At 61.0% G+C, this 20,692-nt stretch carries 20 protein-coding genes; 9 read left to right on the top strand and 11 right to left on the bottom strand.

Translation table 11 applies throughout. The features are described 5' to 3' along the window. Positions 1 to 42: 42 nt before the first annotated feature. Complete coding sequence (locus HYG82_RS28245) at positions 43 to 786, bottom strand: CAP domain-containing protein (protein ID WP_179260418.1); 744 nt, start codon at positions 784 to 786, stop codon at positions 43 to 45. Positions 787 to 852: 66 nt separating this feature from the next. Further along, positions 853 to 1,191: a lycopene cyclase domain-containing protein gene (locus HYG82_RS28240; RefSeq protein ID WP_179260417.1), complete on the bottom strand. Its 339-nt coding sequence runs from the start codon at positions 1,189 to 1,191 to the stop codon at positions 853 to 855. 170 nt (positions 1,192 to 1,361) lie between these two features. Here HYG82_RS28240 and HYG82_RS28235 point away from each other — a divergent pair, with 170 nt between their 5' ends. After that, positions 1,362 to 2,519 (top strand): CBS domain-containing protein, encoded by a 1,158-nt coding sequence (locus tag HYG82_RS28235; RefSeq protein WP_179260416.1) that lies wholly within the window; start codon positions 1,362 to 1,364, stop codon positions 2,517 to 2,519. Between the two features lie 181 nt (positions 2,520 to 2,700). Here HYG82_RS28235 and radB read toward each other — a convergent pair whose 3' ends face one another. From radB to HYG82_RS28220, 3 genes are all read right to left on the bottom strand, one after another. Beyond that, positions 2,701 to 3,450 carry a DNA repair and recombination protein RadB gene (radB, locus tag HYG82_RS28230; protein ID WP_179264411.1) on the bottom strand — a complete coding sequence of 250 codons (750 nt, stop codon included), beginning with the start codon at positions 3,448 to 3,450 and terminating at the stop codon, positions 2,701 to 2,703. Positions 3,451 to 3,678: 228 nt separating this feature from the next. Further along, positions 3,679 to 4,683: a sensor histidine kinase gene (locus HYG82_RS28225; protein ID WP_179260415.1), complete on the bottom strand. Its 1,005-nt coding sequence runs from the start codon at positions 4,681 to 4,683 to the stop codon at positions 3,679 to 3,681. A gap of 59 nt (positions 4,684 to 4,742) precedes the next feature. Then, positions 4,743 to 5,096 carry a response regulator gene (locus HYG82_RS28220; protein WP_179260414.1) on the bottom strand — a complete coding sequence of 118 codons (354 nt, stop codon included), beginning with the start codon at positions 5,094 to 5,096 and terminating at the stop codon, positions 4,743 to 4,745. Between the two features lie 509 nt (positions 5,097 to 5,605). Between HYG82_RS28220 and HYG82_RS28215 the strand changes: the two genes are divergently transcribed. Next, positions 5,606 to 6,298, top strand: coding sequence for a hypothetical protein (locus tag HYG82_RS28215; protein WP_179260413.1), 693 nt, complete (start codon positions 5,606 to 5,608; stop codon positions 6,296 to 6,298). Between the two features lie 47 nt (positions 6,299 to 6,345). Beyond that, complete coding sequence (locus HYG82_RS28210) at positions 6,346 to 7,125, top strand: RuvC family protein (protein WP_179260412.1); 780 nt, start codon at positions 6,346 to 6,348, stop codon at positions 7,123 to 7,125. Between the two features lie 196 nt (positions 7,126 to 7,321). On the opposite strand, the gene HYG82_RS28205 is transcribed toward HYG82_RS28210, so the two are convergent. Beyond that, on the bottom strand, positions 7,322 to 8,827 hold the full coding sequence (locus tag HYG82_RS28205) for a hypothetical protein (RefSeq protein ID WP_179260411.1): 1,506 nt from the start codon (positions 8,825 to 8,827) through the stop codon (positions 7,322 to 7,324). Positions 8,828 to 9,549: 722 nt separating this feature from the next. Here HYG82_RS28205 and HYG82_RS28200 point away from each other — a divergent pair. After that, complete coding sequence (locus HYG82_RS28200; RefSeq protein WP_179259072.1) at positions 9,550 to 10,083, top strand: hypothetical protein; 534 nt, start codon at positions 9,550 to 9,552, stop codon at positions 10,081 to 10,083. A 186-nt stretch (positions 10,084 to 10,269) separates the two neighbouring features. Here the strand turns inward: HYG82_RS28200 and larC are convergent, their stop codons facing one another. Further along, on the bottom strand, positions 10,270 to 11,685 hold the full coding sequence (larC, locus tag HYG82_RS28195) for a nickel pincer cofactor biosynthesis protein LarC (RefSeq protein ID WP_179260410.1): 1,416 nt from the start codon (positions 11,683 to 11,685) through the stop codon (positions 10,270 to 10,272). 211 nt (positions 11,686 to 11,896) lie between these two features. On the opposite strand from larC, the gene HYG82_RS28190 reads away from it, so the two are divergent. Continuing rightward, positions 11,897 to 14,125: a CDC48 family AAA ATPase gene (locus HYG82_RS28190; protein WP_179260409.1), complete on the top strand. Its 2,229-nt coding sequence runs from the start codon at positions 11,897 to 11,899 to the stop codon at positions 14,123 to 14,125. Between the two features lie 125 nt (positions 14,126 to 14,250). On the opposite strand, the gene HYG82_RS28185 is transcribed toward HYG82_RS28190, so the two are convergent. After that, entirely contained in the window at positions 14,251 to 16,482 is a 2,232-nt protein-coding gene (locus tag HYG82_RS28185; protein WP_179260408.1) for an AAA family ATPase, read from the bottom strand. Positions 16,483 to 16,581: 99 nt separating this feature from the next. Then, positions 16,582 to 17,214, bottom strand: a complete 633-nt coding sequence (locus HYG82_RS28180; protein ID WP_179260407.1) for a helix-turn-helix domain-containing protein — start codon at positions 17,212 to 17,214, stop codon at positions 16,582 to 16,584. 88 nt (positions 17,215 to 17,302) lie between these two features. On the opposite strand from HYG82_RS28180, the gene HYG82_RS28175 reads away from it, so the two are divergent. Together HYG82_RS28175 and HYG82_RS44275 are read left to right on the top strand one after the other, a co-directional pair. Next, the gene (locus tag HYG82_RS28175) at positions 17,303 to 18,205 is read left to right on the top strand and encodes a ribonucleotide-diphosphate reductase subunit beta (RefSeq protein WP_179260406.1); all 903 of its coding nucleotides are present in this window, start codon (positions 17,303 to 17,305) and stop codon (positions 18,203 to 18,205) included. A 91-nt stretch (positions 18,206 to 18,296) separates the two neighbouring features. Then, the gene (locus HYG82_RS44275; protein WP_284145029.1) at positions 18,297 to 18,431 is read left to right on the top strand and encodes a DUF7128 family protein; all 135 of its coding nucleotides are present in this window, start codon (positions 18,297 to 18,299) and stop codon (positions 18,429 to 18,431) included. Between the two features lie 22 nt (positions 18,432 to 18,453). Here the strand turns inward: HYG82_RS44275 and HYG82_RS28170 are convergent, their stop codons facing one another. Both HYG82_RS28170 and HYG82_RS28165 read right to left on the bottom strand, forming a co-directional pair. Continuing rightward, the gene (locus tag HYG82_RS28170; RefSeq protein ID WP_179260405.1) at positions 18,454 to 18,699 is read right to left on the bottom strand and encodes a DUF7508 domain-containing protein; all 246 of its coding nucleotides are present in this window, start codon (positions 18,697 to 18,699) and stop codon (positions 18,454 to 18,456) included. Then, the gene (locus HYG82_RS28165) at positions 18,699 to 19,130 is read right to left on the bottom strand and encodes a DUF5796 family protein (protein WP_179260404.1); all 432 of its coding nucleotides are present in this window, start codon (positions 19,128 to 19,130) and stop codon (positions 18,699 to 18,701) included. The genes HYG82_RS28170 and HYG82_RS28165 overlap by 1 nt, the downstream gene beginning before the upstream one ends. 125 nt (positions 19,131 to 19,255) lie before the next feature. Between HYG82_RS28165 and HYG82_RS28160 the strand changes: the two genes are divergently transcribed. Both HYG82_RS28160 and HYG82_RS28155 read left to right on the top strand, forming a co-directional pair. Beyond that, positions 19,256 to 20,128 (top strand): shikimate kinase, encoded by an 873-nt coding sequence (locus tag HYG82_RS28160; protein ID WP_179260403.1) that lies wholly within the window; start codon positions 19,256 to 19,258, stop codon positions 20,126 to 20,128. Next, entirely contained in the window at positions 20,125 to 20,460 is a 336-nt protein-coding gene (locus HYG82_RS28155) for a chorismate mutase (protein WP_179260402.1), read from the top strand. The genes HYG82_RS28160 and HYG82_RS28155 overlap by 4 nt, the downstream gene beginning before the upstream one ends. Positions 20,461 to 20,692: the final 232 nt, after the last annotated feature.

Raw genomic sequence — 20,692 nt, 5'->3', positions numbered from 1 at the left:
TCGATGGTCTCGTCGGTGCAGTGGCGATCGCTTGCGACCCGATCACCACTCGTGACAGAAATTCTGACTCGCGAAGACCGCGCCATCGTCGGCGATGTAGACGCCGACACCAGCCCGGTCCCACTGCGGCACGTCACCGTCCTCGAGGATGGCCTGTCGATGCTCCGTGGAGTTCATCCACTGGTTGACTAATCCGGTCGCGAGGCCTTCTGCTGTCTGGTGGCGAACGACGCCGTCGCCATCGGGTTGTCTCGTCCGCCGGTCGATCCAGGTCCTGGCGATGTTTTCGCCGTACCCCTGGCAGTAATCGTCGACGTCACTGAACCGGCCGTATGGGCCTTCACCGTCCGGGTTAGTGTGGCTGAAGTACTCGCGAGTGGCCATGTCATAGCTGTGAGCCCGCGCGACGGAGGCGATCGTTCCGTCCCACTCGAGTGGCTCCAGACCGTGATCGGTCCGGCGGTCGTTGACTTTCGCGTGGACGAAGTCTTCAACTGTCGCGGACCTGATCGTTTCGACGCCGGTTTCGTAGCTCGTGTTCCCGGGGTCGTCCGGATCGGTTACGTCGGGGTTTCGCTCTCCAGCCGGGGGAGGATCAGCACTCGGCGTCGGCGCCCCGTCGAGGCCGAACCCGTCGATGAGCTGGGGTGCGAATAGCGCGGTTCCGAGTGCAAGCGAACAGACGAGGGCGACGACGACGAGGAAGTTCACCAGTCCCCGAAGGAGCGCACGGTCTGCGCTCCGGTCCGTGTTCGCCTCCCTCGTCTCGCGGCTCTTGCCCGCCATCGGGTCGACTATTGAACCGTCGGTACAAGATAGTCGTGGTCGCTTCCAGTCCGTGAGAGGTAGCTGTCAGATCGTGGACCTGGAAGGCGTTGCGTCCGTTCTATCGGTGGTCTCGCCGAAGACCGTCTCGTGGATTCCGATGACGAGTGCGGGGACGACAGCCATGAAGAGGTGTTCCTCGAGCGGGATGCCGGCGACGTCGATTCCGGTCCGAAGTTTGATATCGAAAACGCCGACGGCGAGGGTATATCGGTCCCAGACGTAGGCGATTGGGTACAGCACAAGTATGGTAACCGCCGCCTTCCGCAGGGCGTTTGCCCGACGCAGAAGGACGACGGCGACACTTCCCCAGACGATTTCGGTCACGAGGTACGTGTATCTCCCGAAGACGCTGATATCGACCATCACGAGTCTGATTCAACGGCACGATCAAAAACCCTCGTGCCTGGAACGGTCCGCAGTCGAACCCCCCGTGCCTGGAACGGTCCGCAGTCAAAAACCCCCGTGCCTGTAGCCACCCGGATAAAACGGGCAGTATGTTAAATACCTCGGCGACAGTACGTCCCGATAGAAGGATGAATATCGCTGATATCGCCACTACGGAGTTCATCGAAGTCGACGTCGGCACGCGAATGGGTAAAATCCGATCCATGTTCGAGGACGGCAACCCCAAGGGAATCATCGTCACTAACGATGGGGAATACGAGGGCGTCATCAGCGAGCGGGAGGTCCTCCAGTCCCACGTCGAGGACGACGCGAAGGTGGCAGCACTTACCAAACCCAGCCGGAACGCACCGGCTCCCAAGGTCGACCGTCGGGAGGACGTTCGTGAGACCGCGCGCGTACTGGTCGAGAGCAACGCGAAAGTCGCGCCGGTCTTCGAGAACGGATCGCTCTGGGGTGTCATTTCCAACGACGCGATTCTCGAGGCGGTCCTCGAAAATCTCGACGCACTCACCGTCGATGACATCTACACGACGGATCCGGTCACACTGGACGAGGACGACGGGATCGGCAAGGCGATCAATCTCCTGCGGGAACACGGTATCTCTCGACTGCCGGTTATGAACGAGAACGGCTACCTTTCCGGCGTCGTGACGACCCACGACATCGCCGATTTCGTCATTCGAAAGAGCAACTCGACGACGACCGGCGACCGGGTCGGCGACTCCCAGCGGATGCTCGACGTTCCGGTCTACGACATCATGACCAGCCCCGTCGAGACAACGACGCTCGACGCGACCGCAAAGGAGGCCGTCGAAGCCATGCTCGAGGACGATTACGCGGGGCTGATGGTCACGCCGGACGACGACGACCGGGTGGTCATCGGCGTCATCACGAAGACGGACGTTCTCCGCGCGCTTACGTTCACGGAGGAAGAACACATGGACGTCCAGATTACGAACGTTTCGATGCTCGACACGATCACCCGGGAATCGATCGTTCAGAGCGTCGAGGACGTCTCCGACAAGTACGCCGACATGCAGGTGATGCACGCCCACGTCCGCTTTCACGAACACGACGAGAAACTTCGTGGCACCCCGCTGGTTCTGTGTCAGATCCGACTGCGGACCAACAAGGGCCAGGTCGCCGGGACAGGCGAAGGGTACGGCGCTGAGAACTCGTTCCGCGTCGCACTCGATAAACTCGAGCGCAACGTCCTCGAGCTCAAAGGCGTCACCAGCGACGAGGAGTACCGCGGACAGCTCCTGCGAAAACTGAACGAACTGTAATTCCGGAAGTGACGACCTCGGGGGTGAGCGCGGTCAACTCGATCGTCATATTTTGGCCCCGGGTACAGTACCGGGCCGGAATTTCTTCGGTCCGTTACCCGTCCGTCGCACAGTGTCCGGTCCGGCGCGGCCGGCAGGACGCGCCGACCCGTTGGACGACGTGTGGCAAGCGGGGACCCCATCAGGGCCTGGCCGTTCCATCCCCGCCGCTGAGTCCGCGTTCCGTAATACTGAACTGAGCCGATTCACCGGCGGGCTTCGACCGGTGCTTCTCGAGCGTCGCGCGCCGGTTCCCGCCGCGGAAGCGCTCGAGGCGAACGATGGTCCCTGTCCAGTGTTCCAGGGTGTTGCCGCCGAGGCCCTTGGTGCGATCTGATTCCGGATCGGCAAAGACCTGGTTCGTCAGGACGACGGCCAGATCGTATTTTCGGGCCAGCGAGAGCAAATGGGTCACCTGGCGAGTAACGCTGCGCAGCGCTTCGCCCTCGTCGCCGTCGGCAGTACGTTCGAGTCTGTAGAAACCAGTTGCGCTGTCGAGAACGATCAGATCCGCGCGTTCGGCGAACTCCTCGGCGTCGCGGACGGCCTCAGCCTGTTCTTCGAAATCAAGCGCATCCTCGATGACGATCCTTGAGGCGACGGCTTCGACGTCCTCGGTGGCGTCCGTCTCCTGGGAAATACCGTCGGTGACTGCTGCCTCGAGCAGTTGTTGAAAGCGGTCGACCGAGACGCCTTCTGTGTCGATGTAGACGACAGTTCCGTCGTCGACCGCCGTCCGGACGGCCGCCGACAGCGCGAGGTTCGTCTTTCCCGCGGCCGGCGGACCGTACAACTGCGTGACGGTCCCGCGTTCGAACCCCCCACCGAGCAACTCGTCGACTGGGTTACAGCCGGTTGGAATCGCCTCGTCTGTCACGGTTCGAGTTTGCAGGGTACGCGCAAAAACCTCCCGGAACGTGCCCGCACTGGCGATCGGCCGCGCCTCACGTCCGGGGTATCGGGTACCCTCTCCGTCCTCGGCGGGTATTCCTCGCGTTCGGTGTGATGGACGGACCCGCAGTGGCGGACGTCGACCGGTCGAGCGGTGTACGCCGCGGACCCCTCGAAAATGGCGTCGAGGTCCCGGTGTCTGTGAACGATAGCGCGAGGAAATTCCTCGCTAGACGAATTCAACGTCAGTAATTTCGAATCGTGCCCCGCCAGTGGGGCTTGTACAGACGTCGATATCCCAGCCGTGCGCATCGATGATGTTCTTTACAATCGCAAGGCCGAGGCCGCTTCCCTGCGTTACGTTCGTATACCCCCTCTCGAAAACATGGTTCCGATCGCATGGGTCGATTCCGGGCCCGTCGTCTTCGACGTAAAACCCGTCTCTCGTATCGAGTATACCGGCTGTGATGGTGACGGACGTATCACTGTGTTCGATCGCGTTCCGGAACAGGTTTTCGAGTGCTTCTCTCACCCGTGATGGATCGCAATTCAAGAGCCCTCGTCCGCGTATTTCGAGCGTCGAATCCGTCATCACGATGTTCTCGCTGCTCGTCTCGACGACTTCCTCGAACGATACCTGCGAGCGGTGATCGATCGTTGCCCCTTCTTTCGCGAGCGCAAGGAGATCCTCGATGAGTACGTCCATAGCAGCAATGGCTTCCGAGACGATATCCAGGTACTCACTCTCAGAATCTTCCATCGCGAGTTCGATGTTTCCGTCGGCTACGTTCAGCGGGTTGCGCAAGTCGTGTGCGACCGTCGACGCGAACTGTTCTAACTGCTCGTTTTTCTCGACGAGACTCTGTTCGCGGATTTTCCGTTCCGTAATTTCCCGGGTGAACCCGGCGATCGACTCGACGTTCCCGTCAGCGTCCGTGACCGGTTTGCAGCGTGATTCTACCCAGAGGGTAAACGCCTCCGACTTGTTCACGCGATACTCGATCTGGAGGCTTTCTCCCGCTGATGCGCGCTCGGTTGCCCGTATTACTCGATCAACGTCATCCCGATGAACCTGGTCCAAAAAGGAGAGCGGATTCGCTTCGAACTCCGCTACTGGTTGTCCGAAGATGGCCTCGTACGCCGCGTTGACGAAGCGGAGTTCTTCCCAGTCCGATGAAAAAACCCAGAAGACGTCGTCTGTCGTATCGGCTAACTCACGAAGTTGCTGGTTCAACTGTTCCGTCCGTTTCTGTGACCGATAGCTGTCGACGTGAGCGATTATTTTTTGAGCGATCAGCGGCGATTGGTTCCCGATAGCTTTTTGACGATGTAATCCGTGACACCGGCTTCGATACTGTCACTCGCTGCTTGTTCGCTCCCCGTTTCGGTAAAGAGAATAAACGGAATCGCGTCATCGATAGCTCGAACCGACTGGAGAAACTCGACGCCGGTCTGACCCGGCATATGGTAGTCGCTCAAAATGCAATCGATTCGCGTTGTCTGGAGTACCTTCAGTCCCTCCTCCGTCGACCCGGCAGTGCAAACGTCGAGGCGCTCACTTTCGCGTTCCAATCGAGTGGTGAGTAACCTCAGTAGCTCAGTATCGTCATTGACGCACAAGACTGGGATACCCCTCTCCGTAGCCATAATCTGAAACGTAGATGCTATTATTTGACTCCTCTGGCCTATTTCGAATTATTTACACTTCGATTTTGAATTTCCCCACACTTTCGATGAGTCTTGTCCACAACTAACACATTCCATCTGATGAGGGCAGTAATACTGCTGTTGCCACCGTCTCTGCAAATCGTTCGTCAGTACGTATTCATGACGATGTTCCATTGCTCACCCGCTGTAGATGGGAACGGAGTTGCTCGTCTCGGCTGCTCGAACCCGATCGATTTACACAGTGGCGACTTGATCGAGATCCATCCCGTTTCTTTCCCAGACGATCGGCTCGTTTGCACCGCTCGAGTGGGTCGTCGCCTTCGCCCAGTAGAAGATCTATCATCCCACACGGATTTCGAGTCGCTACGATATAACTCGTGGCTCATCTGTAGACCACGACAACTGAACCATCAGATCGCACCTACCTATTCTCCTTTCTATAAAGATGCCTATACCTAAATTGTAACCTGTTGCACGATCCGTCTCACATGCATCGAAGACGCGTCGTGGAACTGGCGACGATGAGCGTCGTCACTCTCTCAGTCGCCGGTTGCACTAACGAGCCAGCAGGCACAGAGGGTGGCGAGGATCACGCCGGTGCTGGCGGTGGAAACGAGACGAGCGAGGAGGAAGAAGATGAACCCGCGAACGAACCCGATGGCCAGAAATTCACCGGGGCGAACGTCGGTATCGTCGACGACGTCTCACTTCGAGGCGGTCTCACCATCATCGATGCCACACACCAGGGTGACGACGAATTCGGCGTTCGCCTCATCCCCGAGGACGGTGACGGATTTCTCTTTGCCGACTCGTCTGGCTCGTATGCGGGTCAGACGGCCTGGCATACCCCGGGCGGAACGTACGAACTGAGCGTCGTCGCAGACGGTGACTGGGAAGTGATCGTTCAACAACCGCGCGACACGAGCGGCGACCGTCCGCCCGTCTCCATCGCTGGTGAGGGGAACGAAGTACATGGCCCCTTCGAGTTCGGGGGTAGACACTGGCCATCCGGCGACTACGAGGGAGAAGAAATCGGCGTTAACGTCCTCTCCGCGTCGGATACCTCCCGCACGTTCGTCTTCCATCAGGGGAGTATCACCAATCCGACCGCGTTCGATTTCGACGGTGTCGGCTACCTCGAGGTCAAGTCTGACGGCGAGTGGTCGATCGAGATCGACTAGCACGTCGCTTACGTACGTTTATTCGTCACGGGGGCGAAGTTTCTCCCGTGATCGTCGTCGCCACGTCTAATTTCGAAGTATATCACGGCGTCGTCAACGAACTCCGCGACCGCGGAACGACGTTTACAACCGTTGAACCCGGCGAAGAGTTGCCGGAGCAGACGACTGTCGTCGTCACCGGGGCTGATCACGTCGATGCCTTCGGGGACGTGACGACGGTCGTCGCCGATCCCGACGACCCACGGCGCGCGGTCGATCAGGCACTGGCGGCCCTTCGAAGCGACGGTGGTCGAACGATTATCGGCGTCGACCCGGGTCAGAAACCCGGTATCGCCGTCCTCTCTGGGGAAACGATCGTCGCCGCCTTTCAGGTCCCCATCGGTGACGCGGTTGACGTGATTCAACGCGAGGCGGCCGAGGCACACTCCCCGGTCGTCCGAATCGGCGACGGCTCACGCCTCGAGGGTGCGAGACTGCTCACCGATCTCGAGGATATCCGAGTCGAACTGGTCGACGAAACCGGGACGACACCCTACCTCGGCACCGGATCGCGAGGGATGGGCGACGTTCTCGCCGCGGTCAACATCGCCCGTCTCGAGGGCGAAGTCGTCGACGCACGGGAGATAGAGCCGACTGACGGGGAGATTCAGGTCATCAAAGACCGTTCGCGCGAGCAAAGCGAACACAACCGGGCGATCGACGAGGTCCTGGCGCGTCAGGTTGCCGCCGGCGAACTATCTATTGACGAAGCGCTTGCCGCGCATCGTGACGATGGCGACGGTTCTGAACCGGAATCGAGGGAACTGGGCGATCCCGACGAAACGTAGCTGTGTCGAAACGTCGCGTGGTTCGTTCCGGAATCCCGTTCCGGTTGCGATCGCGGGGCCCAGTACTGGCTCTGTCACCGGTGCTCCGGGCCTGAATCGGCGTCACGCGCGACGATCGAGCAATGAACGCGAAACCGAAAAAGAAACAGAAACCCTCAGTCACGTCGGTCGAAAACCGACCGTGTGACGAACCGGGTTAGGCGCCTACCCAGGCGTTCGTCGAAGAAACGGACGTTAACTGAACGTTCTCGTTCTCCTGCAGGGTGACCTGCGAACTGCTTGCACTGCCACCGTCTTCGGCGACCGCAACGGAGGTGTGCTGTTCGTTCACGTTCTGCTGGGTAATGAACTGGTGCTGTTCGATCGCGGCGCTTGCCGCTTGATCGGCATCGTTCGTTTGCGTCGCGTTTGCGCCGTAGTCGTACGACATACCGGGGTTGGACATACCCGCGTTTCCGTCGACCGTCACCGTCGTACTCGAGGTTCGGGTGACGTCGTCGGTGACGTAGCCCGGACTCGCGTAGACGTTGAGCGCGTTGGCGTAGGCCACCTGTGCGTTGTAGTTCGTCTGGTAGGCCATCTGAACGGAAGTTGCCTCGCTCCCGTTCTGTGCGATCGCCATGGCGCTGTTTTGCAGGTTGACGTTCATCTGTTCGACGCCTTGCTCCTGGGCGACGCCGGCCGTCGCAGTCTGCTCGACATCGTCGTCCTTGTTTTTCTTGTCCGGCTTGGCCGGCTCGACCTGGCTCTCGAGAACCTCGTCGCTGACGTCGCCTGCCGTCGCGACGTTCATACCTGGGCTAGACGCCAACAGGTTCGAGGCGCTGGCGCTGCCGAGTTGTTCGTTGAGGTTACTCTGGTCAGTGAACTGAATCGCCGTGGCGGTGCTGTTCTCGCCGACCGCGATGGCGACTGCACCGTCTTGTTCGTTGACGTTCGCCTGCTCGGCATCCTGTTGTTGCGTGACGAGAGCCTCCGCGCTCTGGCCGGTGGACGGACCGCTATCACCAGACTTGTCCTTTTTGTGTCCGAATTTCCCGTCTCCGAGGTAGACGTTGGACGCGTTGGCGACGCCCTTCTGGAGGTTTTCGTTGCGCTGGTAGGACTGCTGGAGCGCAGTCGCCTCGCTGTCGTCGACGGCGAGTGCGAACGCGGTACTCTGGTTGTTGAAGTTAGCCTGCGCAACTTCTTGAGACTGGCCGACAGCGGCGATGGCTTCCTGCGTGACCGTCTCGTCTTTGTCTTTCTTGTCTTTGACTGCCCAGCCGTCGAACTGCTGGTCCCCGCCATCACCGATGATGATGTTGACGTCACCAACGTTCTCGAACTGGGTCTGGGCGCTTCGAACGTCGACGTTCTCAGCCGTGACCTCTCCGCTCTGTACGTTGTCGTTGTGCTGGTTCGACTCCTGGATCGCGGTTGCGTCACCGCCGTCGATCGAGATCGACACCGCGGAGCCCTGCTCGTTGATGTTGACCTGATCGACGTTCTGGTACTGGACGACTTCGGCCGCTGTGTCGGCCGAGTCACCCGCGTGCTGGTTGACGTACTCCTCGAGCGACTGCTCGCCGAGGTCCGCGCCGAAGACCAGATACAGTTCTTCACCGTTCTCGAGTGCGTGTACTGTCCCGTTCTCGAGATCGCCGTCGCCGCCCGCGGTGGCTGCCGGGACACCGGCACCCATCATCGCCAAGGCGACCATACAGGCCATAAGGATCGTCGTAGATCGTGACCGTCTCGTCGTGTTGTTTGTCATAGATCGCGTGATTGCTGTCGTGATTGTCTTTCGTTTCCGAATCTGTACGCCGCGAACCATCCTATCCGGATGACTTACTTTGTTATCGATTTACTGCAGAAGGTATGAACGTGGCTAGAGCGTAGAAATTAGTGCATTATGCCCGGAAACGACCGGCTGTAACGAGTAGGTCACGGAAACCCTTGTCTCGGAGAGTCTCCGTCCGCTCACAGCAGCCTGAACGGCTAATTCTATTCTACAGCGTATGTTTTCTATAAATTATCGTTCGTCTTGGAATCGTTACAGCCATTCTACCTAGGAATTACCGAAGAGTATCACCGATCATTGCCATTAGATATACAACATTTCGCGTACGGCAGGCGGAGTTATCCGTATTGAAACGATACGAAACTGATGTAATAGTGTGGTCGTAACGAGGATAATTTTCCCTCACAGACGATAAAAAATCCCTCACAGGGTATAGAGCGACCCAAAACGATATCTAATCCGCTAATTCGTCCTGAAACCGTTTGCCGGGTTCAAATGGGTCCCGGTACTGTGTAGCGACTGGGCAACACGTCAGAAGCGCAAAATTGGGGGCCACCAGAGCCCGTAGACGAGGAGCCACGGCTCTGCGATTGAGGCCGTTTCGTTCCCAGTCCCCAATGACGTGTGCCTGACGATCAACCATGAAACGTCAACTCACAATCACACTGACGGTAGCGATGATCGGCAGCCTCTTTCTGATGGGGTTCGCCGGAACGGCAGCGGCAACCGAAAGGACTAGCCTTGACGATCTCGACTTCCAGAGCGCGGACGCAATCGTGGACCAAGAGCAGGACGGAGTACAGGTGAACCTCAATAACCAGGAGGCTGGACCGATCATCCAGGACGGGAACGCGAGCGTTGAAGCGGGCGACGGCGGTAACGTCGTCGTCTCCGAGAATGCGACTACGACTGGGGACGACTTCCCACCGGGCCCGCCGAACACCGCCCAGTCTAACGATGTCAGCGCCATGAATAATGGTCCGCCGCCATTCCTCGATGACGCGGCGGCGGCCAACGAATCGGTCGTCGTCGATGCGAGTGGCGGTTCGGCCGACAACGCCAGTGCAACCGTGACCAACAACGCGAACATAACGCAGACCGCGGACCAATCCAACAGCCAACGGCAGAACGCCGATGCAACGGCTGTCTCCCTCCGCGGTATCGTCGTCGGATAACGCACCGACACAACGTCGTAGCCGATTTTTTTTGGAGGCGGTACCTCGTGGCGATTCAGGGATTCGTCCAGGAGCCGATACCAGTTCGTCTCCGATCCGACCGCCGTCGATCCCATCGCGTTCGACGCAATTCGATCCGTGAACAGATGAACAAGAGCGGTTCGAGAGGACGGAGGACGCTGCCCCCTAGCGAGAGACCGACTCGCGAGCGATCGTCTCCGACCGCCTGATCACCTCGCGAACCGGCACACCGCTCTCCTGAGCCACCGCTTCGGCGTCGTCGTACTCTGCACTCACGTCGTGGACCTCGCCATCGTCGTCGCTCGCAATTTTCACGACGACCTCGTACTCGTCGCCGCCGATCTCGAGACGAACCGTCTCGAACTCCCGATTCGCGATCCACCGGTGGGTCACCCCTGCATCGCGAACGCCAAGCGTCCCGGTCTCCGCGGCCAGTCGCCGAGCGATGCGCTCCCGATCCGCCGGCTTGCAGATGACTTTCACGAGATGACCGGGTCGGGACTTTTTCATCGTCGCGGGCACGATCGAGACATCTCGCGCACCTGCGTCGGAGAGCGTCTCTTGCAGTCCGCCGAGCACCTCCGGCGTTGCGTCGTCGAGGTTCGTTTCGAGAACGGCGATATCGTCTTTCACGAGGCCGCCCTCACCGGCTCCGACCAGTACTCGAAGCACGTTCGGATGTGGATCGAGGTCGTAGCCACCTGCGCCGTAGCCCGAGGCCGAAAGCGAGAGCGGGGGCAGCGAGTCGACGCCGTCCGCGACGTGGCCCAGAATCGCGGCCCCGGTCGGGGTGAGCAACTCCGCGTCGACCGGCCCGCCGCGCAGTGACCAGTCGGCCTGCTGTGCGATCTCGACGACAGCCGGCGCCGGGACGGGATATTCGCCGTGGCTCATCGACACCGTCCCGTCACCGGTCGAAAGCGGCGTCGTCACGACCCGATCGGGCTCGAGATCGTGCAACAGGGCCGCTGCACCGACCACGTCCGCGATCGCGTCGTCGGCACCGACCTCGTGGAAGTGAATCCCCTCGAGCTCTTCGCCGTGGACGCCCGCCTCCGCCCGACCGAGTAATTCGAAGATCGCGAGGGCGTCGCGTTCGACCGCCGGCTCGAGGCCCATGTCGGTCACGATCTCGCGGACCTCGAGATAGCTGCGATGCGGGCCGTGGCCCTCGGCGCGGACAGCGTCGTGGTCGTGATCGTGGCTGTGGTCGTGGTCGTGGCTGTGGTCGTGGTCGTGGCTGTGGTCGTGCTCGTGACTGTGTTCGTCTTCGTGGTCGTGGTCGTGGCTGTGGTCGTGACCGTGCTCGTGATCGTGCTCGTGACTGTGTTCGTGTTCGTGCTCGTGTTCCGAATCGTCGTACGAGCGGTCACCGTTATCGCCGTCATCGTCGCCCGTCAAGAACACGTCGACCGTCGTCGCGGCAATGCCGCTTTTCATCGCCGAGTCGATTCGATACTCGACCTCGAGGGCGTCCGTTACGGACTCGAGGGCGTCGGGGGAAGCACCGGCATCGAGCAGAGCGGCGAGGATCATGTCACCACTCGCTCCCATGCGGCCGTCGAAAGCCAGAACTCGCATGCGTACTGTCGGGTCGGGAAGCCGCAAAAATCCTCCTGTCACCGGCGATCAAACGGTGTATCGATAGGCCCAAAACCCACCGAGTCCGGTACATCTTTGTAGCATCCAGTCCCAAGTATCTATGGTAGCAACTAGCATAGGAATGTGGGCTAACACAAAACATATCCGCTCACGTATCGGAGTCATTGACATCGCCGTCCATCCCTAAATCATGAACGAAGTCCAATTGGAGGTTGCCAAGGCGTACCCGAACGACTCGGGTCGTGGTATCGCCCGGCTCGACCCGGACACGCTGTTACACCTGAAGCTCAGTCCGGGCGACATCATCGAAATAGAGGGCGCAGACACGACTGCCGCGAAGGTCTGGCGTGCAGACCGGCAGGACTGGAACACGGACACCGTCCGGATCGACGGGTTCACCCGACAGAACGCCGACGTCGGCATCGGCGAACGGGTGACGATCCGGAAAGCCGAAGCGACGAAAGCCGACAAGCTCGTACTCGCACCACCGGAAGAGGCGTCGGTCCAGTTCGGCTCAGACGCCGCCGGCATGGTCAAACGACAGATTTTGAAGCGCCCGGTCGTCGGCCGCGACATCGTTCCCGTGATGTCCTCGACGAACCATCCGTTCATGCGGTCTCCGGGACAGGCGATCCCGCTAATCGCCGTCGAAACCGAACCGGAGGGGGTCGTTCTTATTACCGAAGACACTGACGTCGAACTCCGCGAGGAACCCATCTCGGGCTTCGAGAAGACCGGCGGCGGCATCACGTACGAAGACATCGGCGGCCTCCAAAACGAGATCCAGCGGGTCCGGGAGATGGTCGAGCTCCCGATGAAACACCCACAGATCTTCAAGAAACTCGGAATCGAGCCCCCACAGGGCGTTCTCCTGCACGGTCCGCCCGGGACCGGGAAAACCCTGCTCGCCAAAGCCGTCGCCAACGAGACCTCCGCCAGTTTCTTCTCTATCGCCGGCCCGGAGATAATCTCGAAGTACTACGGCGAATCGGAGCAACAACTCAGGGAAATCTTCGAAGACGCCACCGAGGAGTCACCCTCTATCATCTTCATCGACGAACTCGACTCCATCGCCCCGAAACGGGAGGACGTCACCGGCGAGGTCGAACGCCGTGTCGTCGCCCAGCTGCTGACGATGATGGACGGTCTCGAATCGCGGGGTCAGGTGATCGTCATCGCAGCGACCAACCGCGTCGACAGCGTCGATCCCGCGCTGCGTCGCCCCGGCCGCTTCGACCGCGAGATAGAGATCGGCGTCCCCGACGAGACCGGCCGCGAGGAGATCCTTCAGATTCACACCCGGGGCATGCCACTCTCGGACGACGTCAACCTCGGCCACCTGGCCGACGAGACCCACGGCTTCGTCGGTGCCGACATCGAAAGCCTGACCAAAGAGGCGGCGATGAAGGCGCTCCGGCGGTATCTTCCCGAAATCGATCTCGACGAGGAGGACATCCCGCCGAGCCTCATCGACCGGATGATCGTCAAGCGCGAGGACTTCCGTGGCGCGTTGAACGAAGTCGAGCCCTCGGCGATGCGGGAAGTTCTCGTCGAACTCCCGAAAATCACCTGGGACGACGTGGGCGGTCTCCACGAGGCGAAAGATCAGGTGAAAGAGTCCATCGAGTGGCCGCTCTCGACCCCCGAACGGTTCGAACGACTCGGGATCGATCCGCCGGCAGGCGTCTTGCTCTACGGGCCACCCGGAACCGGGAAGACGCTGATGGCGAAGGCCGTCGCCAACGAGACCAACGCCAACTTCATCTCCGTTCGCGGCCCGCAACTGCTCTCCAAGTGGGTCGGCGAATCGGAGAAGGCCATCCGGCAAACCTTCCGCAAGGCGCGGCAGGTCTCACCGACGGTTATCTTCTTCGACGAACTCGACGCGCTCGCGCCCGGTCGGGGCGGTGAAACCGGCTCGAACGTCTCCGAGCGCGTCGTCAACCAACTCCTGACCGAACTCGACGGGCTCGAGGAGATGGAGAACGTGATGGTCATCGGTGCGACAAACCGGCCGGACATGATCGACCCAGCATTGCTGCGCTCGGGCCGGTTCGACCGCCTGGTTATGATCGGCGAACCCGACGTCGACGGCCGCGAACGTATCCTCGAGATCCACACCGAGGAGACGCCGCTCGCTGCTGACGTCACGCTGCGCGAAATCGCCGAGATCACCGACGGCTACGTCGGCAGCGACCTCGAGTCGATCGCCCGCGAGGCAGCCATCGAGGCCCTGCGCGAGGACCATGAGGCGGACGTTGTCGAAATGCGCCACTTCCGACAGGCCATGGAGAACGTCCGGCCGACGATCACCGACGACATCCTCGAGTACTACGAGCAGATCGAAGAAGAGTTCCAGGGCGGCACGAGCGGCCCCACCCCGACGGGCCGTCGCGGCAGTCGGATCGGATTCCAGTAAGCGCGGCCGATCGTTCCGGACTAACTCCGGCTTCTTTCTCGGACCGATTCCCCGTCTCGTCGATACGATGCTTCTCGAACGCTACCGACCGAATAGCAAGGCGGCTCGTCGAGGGAAGAGCTCTGTTACTGTCGATCCGTTGCCGTCCGAGCGGCCTCGATGTGACGCCGCTCGATCCGAACGTCCGATGCCCGCTCGTTTGCCGTTTCGGGGTCGTGCTCGCTCGCGACCTCCCGGATCGCGCGCATCGACGCGTCTCTGACCAGCGCCTCGAGGTCGGCGCCGGTGTACCCCTCGAGTTCGGCGGCGAGTTCGGCGACGTCGACGTCGTCGAGTGGTTTGTCATCGGTGTGGACCGCGAGGATTTTTTCTCGAGCCGCTCGATCCGGTTCGCCGACGAAGACGTGAGTGTCGAGTCGGCCGGGACGGAGCAAGGCCGGATCGATCTGGTCCTTGCGGTTGGTCGCGCCCAGGACGACGAGATTGGGGTTTTCCCGCATGCCGTCGAGTTCGGTCAACAGTTGGGAAACGATACGCTCGGTGACTTCGTGGCCGTCTCCTCGAGCGGCCGCGATGGCGTCGAGTTCGTCGAAGAAGACGATCGAGGGGGCCGACTGGCGGGCGCGTTCGAACACCTCGCGGATCGCCTTCTCGCTTTCGCCGACGTAGCGATCGACGATTTCGGGGCCGTCGACGCGGACGAAATTAACGTCCGTCTCGCCCGCGAGCGCCCGAGCAAGCAGTGTTTTCCCGGTTCCTGGCGGTCCGTAGAGCAAGACGCCGGAGGGCGGATCCGTGTTGGTCTCCTCGAAGAGTCGATCGTAGGTCAGCGGCCACTCCACGGATTCCCGAAGGGTTTGCTTTGCGTCTTCGAGACCGCCGACGTCCGAGAAGTCGATGGTCGGTGACTCGGCGACGTATTCGCGCATCGCGGACGGCTCGACGGACGCGAGCGCGGCGTCGAAGTGCTCTTTCCCGACCGTCGGATTCCGATTCCACTCGCGGCGGTCGTCGGCTTCGGTCGGTCGATCCCGGATGGCGGCCATCGCAGCCTCGCTCGCGACGGCATCCAGATCAGCACCGACGAAGCCGTGGGTCCGTCGTGCGATGGCGTCGATATCGACGTCGTCGGCTAACGGCATGTTTCGGGTGTGTACCTCGAGGATCTCTCTGCGCCCTTCCTCGTCGGGGACCCCGATCCCTATTTCGCGGTCGAAGCGACCGCCGCGGCGGAGCGCGGGATCGATCACGTCGACGCGGTTGGTCGCGCCGATGACGATCACTTCACCGCGGGCATCGAGGCCGTCCATCAGGGTGAGTAACTGGCCGACGATCCGGTTTTCTGCATCTCCTTCGTCGTCGCGCGTACCGGCGATCGAGTCGATTTCGTCGAAGAAGATGATTGTCGGTGCGTTCTCGCGGGCGTCCTCGAACGTTCGCCGGAGCTGTTCCTCGGATTCGCCCTTGTATTTCGACATGATCTCCGGGCCCGAAATCGTCTCGAACGAGGCGTCGACTTCGTTGGCGACGGCGCGTGCTATCAACGTCTTGCCGGTGCCGGGCGGACCGTACAGCAACACGCCGGACGGCGATTCGACGCCGAGCCGCCGAAACAACTCGGGTTCCGACAGCGGGAGTTCGATCATCTCGCGGACGAGTTCGAGTTCCTCGTCCAGACCGCCGATGTCTTCGTAGGTGACGCCCGAACTCGGCCCGGAATCGGCCGACTGAGCTTCGAAAGCGGGATCGGCGGATGCTTGCGTCCCCGTCGATCCGTTGGCCCCCCGGTCTCGGTCGACTGAGCCGGACGCGCTCGAGCGTTTGGCTCCGTCTTCCCCATCGCCGGGGGTAACGAGGTGAACGGTGGTTGCGCTCGTGATTCGGACGTCGCCGCCGGGATCAGTATCGCTGACTCTGAGCGGCTGTTGATCGATGCCTTCGATTCGGACCTGTTCGCCGCTACGGACCGGTCGGTTGCGAAGTTTCTCTGCAGCGCCGTTTTCGGCGGTTCGGCGCTGACTTTCGGAGAGACCCGGTGGTGCGATCAGCGTGATCCGTTCGGCGTCGGCGATGGTGGACTTGTCTTTCGGCCGGACGGTGACCGTATCACCGACGTGTACGGCGGCGTTAGCTCGTGTATCGCCGTCGATCTGAATCGCATCGTCGGGTGTCGATGGGTCGGCCGGCCACATCTTGGCGACGGTCGACGCATCTCCCTCGATCACGACGGCATCGCCACTCAGAATGCCGAGTCGACGCCGTACCGATTCGGGTATCCGTGCGACACCTCGGCCCGCGTCTCCTTTTTCGGCGGCGCGCACCGATAGCGTGACGCCGTCCGACTCCGACGAACTCATACACGTTCCTTTCGGCCCGGTCGTCTTGAGAATTGTCCCCTCGCGAGCAGTCGAGCCTCCGCGGTGACTCAAGTGGCGCGACGCCAACTCGAGCGCAGATTAGAGCGCGTTTTCGAGCAGTCGATCGATTCCGCGGCGGAGTCGCTCGGAGGCCGACGGTGCGGAGATACCCAACCGATCCCCGATCTCCTCGGTCGAGGCTTCTCGCGGAACTGCGAAGTAGCCTGCTTCGTGAGCTGCAACCAGAGCGTCGTGCTGTTCGCGGGTCAGTCCGAAAGGCGGATCGTCAGTCGACGATTCCCGGGTGAGTCGCTCGAGTTTGAACGTCCCGCCCCGATCCGTACAGAACGATCGGTATTCCGCAAGCGCTTCTCTATCCGGGAATCGCGCCCGACCCCACCAGCCGTCGAGAGTGACGATCCCACCGAGGGGAGTGGTTCCGAGTTCGACGTACTTCCGATAGATCGGAAGTGGCGGATCCCGCAACTTGATTCGGTATATCTCGCCACCGTCCGTATCGCGTATCGCGGTGTGTGTTCCGACCGTCGGATCGTCCGACAGTGCATCAGCAAAGTCATCGGCCGCCCCAACGGCTCGACAGAGGACGATCGGTCGATCCGGATCGACGACGAGAATCCGTTCGATGTAGAGCGTCACATCTGGGACGGCCGCTACCGCCTCGGTCAACGGCAAATCGGGGGAGCGATGTTGAAACTCCGCAATGAGTCCCATGCATCCTGTTTCCCACTCCTGGCACTTAAACAGCCTAATAGATGAGATACAGGTTGATCGCAAAGCGGTGTACACGTTCAAGGTGAGCATGAGTGCTGACGATCTCCCCGCGATGCAACTCGACACGTCGATTCGCCCGCACAACTACTACCGAAACGCGGTCGAGAAACACTGGGATCCTCACGAGATCGATCTCGAAGCGGATCTCGAGGGTGTAGCCGAACTCCCGGGACCGGCGTTCGAGGGACTCAAGCAATCACTCGCACTGTTCGGGGCTGGCGAGGAATCGGTGACGGAGGATCTCGCACCGCTGGCAGTCGTACTCGAAGACGTCGAAGACCAGATGTTCATCACCACACAGCTCTACGAGGAGTCCAAACACGTCGACTTCTTCGATCGCTACTGGCGCGAAGTGGTTCACCCGGAAGAAAAACGCCGGGGACAGGATCTCTCGTCGCCGACTGACGAACGGTGGTTCAACGAGCCCTACGACGAACTGTTCGAGCGCAACGACCGTGCGATGGCACGACTCCTCGACGAGGACACACCCGAGAACCGGGCGAAGGCCCACTGTCACTACCACTTGACGATCGAGGGAATCCTCGCCCAGACCGGCTACTACGGACTCACGCTCGCGTACGGTGAGACCGAACCCGCCTTGCCCGATCTGCCAGGATTGGTCGAGGGGCTCAAACTGGTTCGCAGCGACGAGGGACGCCACGTCGGCTTCGGCATGGCGAAGCTCAAACAACTCGTGAGCAGCGGTGAGGTCGATCCCGATCTCCTCCGTGAGACGGTCGATACTCTGGTTCCACTCGTCCAGGAGAGCCTGACCCACGGAGATGGGGCCAGTTCCGAAGCGGGTCCTGGACTGAGCCCGTCCGATCTGGCGGACTATGCGTATTCGAAACACCAACAACGAATGCGACAGATCACCACCGCGAGCGAGACTATTCCGGACGTCGAAGAACTGACCGAAATCGAGGCCTGACGATAGCGAGCCACAGAATCGGTGCGTCTCGATCGAATCGGCTGCAGTCACCGGAGAAATGCCTTTTGTCGTTCGTCTCTCACCGTTTCCCATGGTCGCCCAGACAGAACGTGACGACACAATCTGGTACGAGTGTGAGACCTGTGGCCTTCTCTTCGACGAGAAGTCGGATGCAACAGAGCACGAAAAGCACTGTGACGACAGCGATCCGTCCTATATCCAGTAAGCCGCCCTCGTTCGATAAATAGTCACTCGAGTCGATCGCGGTGATCGATCGCGAGCTCGCGGGCCTGATCGAGCGTGTGGGTTTCGGTCCATCGGACGCGTTCGCCGTCTCCGTAGGCCAGCGCGGTCTTGAGTTCGTCGCGCAGGACGCCGTGGTCCACCGCGAGTACCGTCCCCGATTCGTCGCCGAGTTCGTAGACGCCGGGTCGATCCGGGGCGTGGCCGATCGTTTCTCGCTCGAAGTCGCGCCACGGTTTCTGCAGGGGCATCAGTTGCTTTCCTCGACGAGTTCGTAAGCGTGTTCGCTCATCTCGTCTTCGGCGAAGACGAAGACGCGTCCGTCGACCGCCGAGAGGTCTGCCTCGATGCGGATCGAGTAGGCTTCCGTCGCAACCGTTATGCCCGGAAAGAGTTCCTCTTCGTCGTCGGATTCGAGCATCACGCGACCGACGCCAGTCGTCTCGAGGATGTCGTCGTGCGTGTTTCGGTCGTTGACGTAGGTCATGACGCCCTCGACGCCGTCGGGATCGGTGACGAGAACGTGAACCTCCTTGCCCGGCGGCGTCGTGACGGCCCCTTCGACCGGTTCGGGCGGGCCGTGATAGAATACGTCTCGGCCATCGAGGTACTGGACGACGACGCCGCCGTCGACGAAATCGACGCCGATCGTACTGGGGGCGACGTTGTTGCGTGCACTCATTAGGTGCCCTTTCGTCCGGACCGGGCAAAAGAAATGCGTTCCTCGAACCACCGCTCCCAACGGGTCGCCTGCCATCGGACCCCGCGTATCGTCAGCCGTAAGTATCCCGTCTGAGAGTATCGAGTATGGACGGCCGTGCTGTCGCCCCCGCAGCCGGGACGATACTCAACGCGCTCGCGACCGGAACCGGGTCCGCGTTCGCGATCGATCTCGAAACGACGGCGACCGTGGAACTCACCGACGACGGCGAGGTCATCGGCGAAGTCGCCGGCCAACCGGAGGCCGATACGACGCTCGTCGAGCGGTGTGCGTCGATGACGATCGCCGAATACGCAGGCCAGGCGGGCCTCGAGGAGGCAACCGTCGGTGCCCGCGTTCGAACCGAGAGCGAAGTGCCGATGGCATCCGGACTGAAGAGTTCCAGCGCTGCGGCCAACGCGACGGTACTGGCGACGCTCGACGCCCTCGCGGTTGCCGACGCAGTCGAGCGAATCGAAGCCTGTCGACTCGGCGTTCGGGCCGCCCGCGACGCCGGCGTGACGGTAACCGGCGCGTTCGACGACGCCAGCGCGAGCATGCTCGGCGGCGTGACGGTGACCGATAATGCGACCGACGCGTTGCTCGCCCACGAAGAGATCGACTGGCTTGCGTTGGTCTATACGCCACCCGAACAGTCCTATAGCGCCGATGCCGACGTTTCGGCCTGCGAGCGCGTCGCCCCGATGGCCGACCTCGTCGAGGAACTCGCGCTCGACGGTCGCTACGGCGAAGCCATGACCGTCAACGGGTTCGCATTCTGCGGCGCACTCGAGTTTTCGACGGGGCCGATGATTGATGTTCTTCCCGACGTCGACGGTGTTTCGCTCTCCGGAACCGGCCCGAGCTACGTCGCTGTCGGGGATCGGGAGACGCTCGAAGCGGTTCGGGATCGATGGGACGACCGGAACGGAACGACACGATTACTGCAGACGCGCACAGACGGAACACGAACGACATGACTCGAGAGTCAGTGAACGCGGAGACGGACGGCGGAACCGACGAAGCGAACCGAACACCGGACGAGATGAATCTCGACGAACTACGCGAAGAAATCCGCGCGATCGATCAGGAAATCGTCGAGTTGATCGCTCAGCGAACCTACGTCGCCGACACGATCGCAGCGGTCAAAGACGAACAGGGCCTGCCGACCACCGACGAGAAACAGGAACAACAGGTGATGGAGCGGGCGGGGGACAACGCAGAACAGTTCGACGTCGACGCGAATCTGGTCAAAGCGATATTTCGGTTGCTCATCGAACTGAACAAGGTTGAGCAGCGGGAGAGCAGATAAGGTTCAAACACAGGTATTAGGCACTCTATCTTTCACGGAGAGATTTGAAGATCGTTTCTGAGAGATTCTTCTCGTTCAGTCGGAGTCGATGAGCAGCCGGAAGTCCGGATACTCGTCCGCGTCGAATACGTTCCAACAACACCGCCCGGTACCCCGCTCAGTCACAATGAGAGGAACACAGCGAAGCTGCGGTCAGTTCTTGCTGCTGTGTTCTGACCCAAAGACACACGAT

The sequence above is a fragment of the Natrinema halophilum genome (assembly GCF_013402815.2).
Classification (GTDB): domain Archaea; phylum Halobacteriota; class Halobacteria; order Halobacteriales; family Natrialbaceae; genus Natrinema; species Natrinema halophilum.
The sequence above is the reverse complement of the archived record's forward strand: the minus strand, read 5'-3'. Positions and strand labels throughout refer to the sequence as shown.

Coding starts and splice junctions, on each gene's coding strand:
- HYG82_RS28245 (WP_179260418.1), bottom strand. CDS start 786: ATGGCGGGCAAGAGCCGCGAGACGAGGGAGGCGAACACGGACCGGAGC.
- HYG82_RS28205 (WP_179260411.1), bottom strand. CDS start 8,827: ATGGTCGCCTTGGCGATGATGGGTGCCGGTGTCCCGGCAGCCACCGCG.
- HYG82_RS28220 (WP_179260414.1), bottom strand. CDS start 5,096: ATGGCTACGGAGAGGGGTATCCCAGTCTTGTGCGTCAATGACGATACT.
- HYG82_RS44275 (WP_284145029.1), top strand. CDS start 18,297: ATGGTCGCCCAGACAGAACGTGACGACACAATCTGGTACGAGTGTGAG.
- HYG82_RS28235 (WP_179260416.1), top strand. CDS start 1,362: ATGAATATCGCTGATATCGCCACTACGGAGTTCATCGAAGTCGACGTC.
- HYG82_RS28155 (WP_179260402.1), top strand. CDS start 20,125: ATGACTCGAGAGTCAGTGAACGCGGAGACGGACGGCGGAACCGACGAA.
- HYG82_RS28200 (WP_179259072.1), top strand. CDS start 9,550: ATGAAACGTCAACTCACAATCACACTGACGGTAGCGATGATCGGCAGC.
- HYG82_RS28165 (WP_179260404.1), bottom strand. CDS start 19,130: ATGAGTGCACGCAACAACGTCGCCCCCAGTACGATCGGCGTCGATTTC.
- HYG82_RS28185 (WP_179260408.1), bottom strand. CDS start 16,482: ATGAGTTCGTCGGAGTCGGACGGCGTCACGCTATCGGTGCGCGCCGCC.
- HYG82_RS28180 (WP_179260407.1), bottom strand. CDS start 17,214: ATGGGACTCATTGCGGAGTTTCAACATCGCTCCCCCGATTTGCCGTTG.
- HYG82_RS28170 (WP_179260405.1), bottom strand. CDS start 18,699: ATGCCCCTGCAGAAACCGTGGCGCGACTTCGAGCGAGAAACGATCGGC.
- larC (WP_179260410.1), bottom strand. CDS start 11,685: ATGCGAGTTCTGGCTTTCGACGGCCGCATGGGAGCGAGTGGTGACATG.
- HYG82_RS28240 (WP_179260417.1), bottom strand. CDS start 1,191: ATGGTCGATATCAGCGTCTTCGGGAGATACACGTACCTCGTGACCGAA.
- HYG82_RS28190 (WP_179260409.1), top strand. CDS start 11,897: ATGAACGAAGTCCAATTGGAGGTTGCCAAGGCGTACCCGAACGACTCG.
- HYG82_RS28160 (WP_179260403.1), top strand. CDS start 19,256: ATGGACGGCCGTGCTGTCGCCCCCGCAGCCGGGACGATACTCAACGCG.
- HYG82_RS28175 (WP_179260406.1), top strand. CDS start 17,303: ATGAGTGCTGACGATCTCCCCGCGATGCAACTCGACACGTCGATTCGC.
- HYG82_RS28215 (WP_179260413.1), top strand. CDS start 5,606: ATGCATCGAAGACGCGTCGTGGAACTGGCGACGATGAGCGTCGTCACT.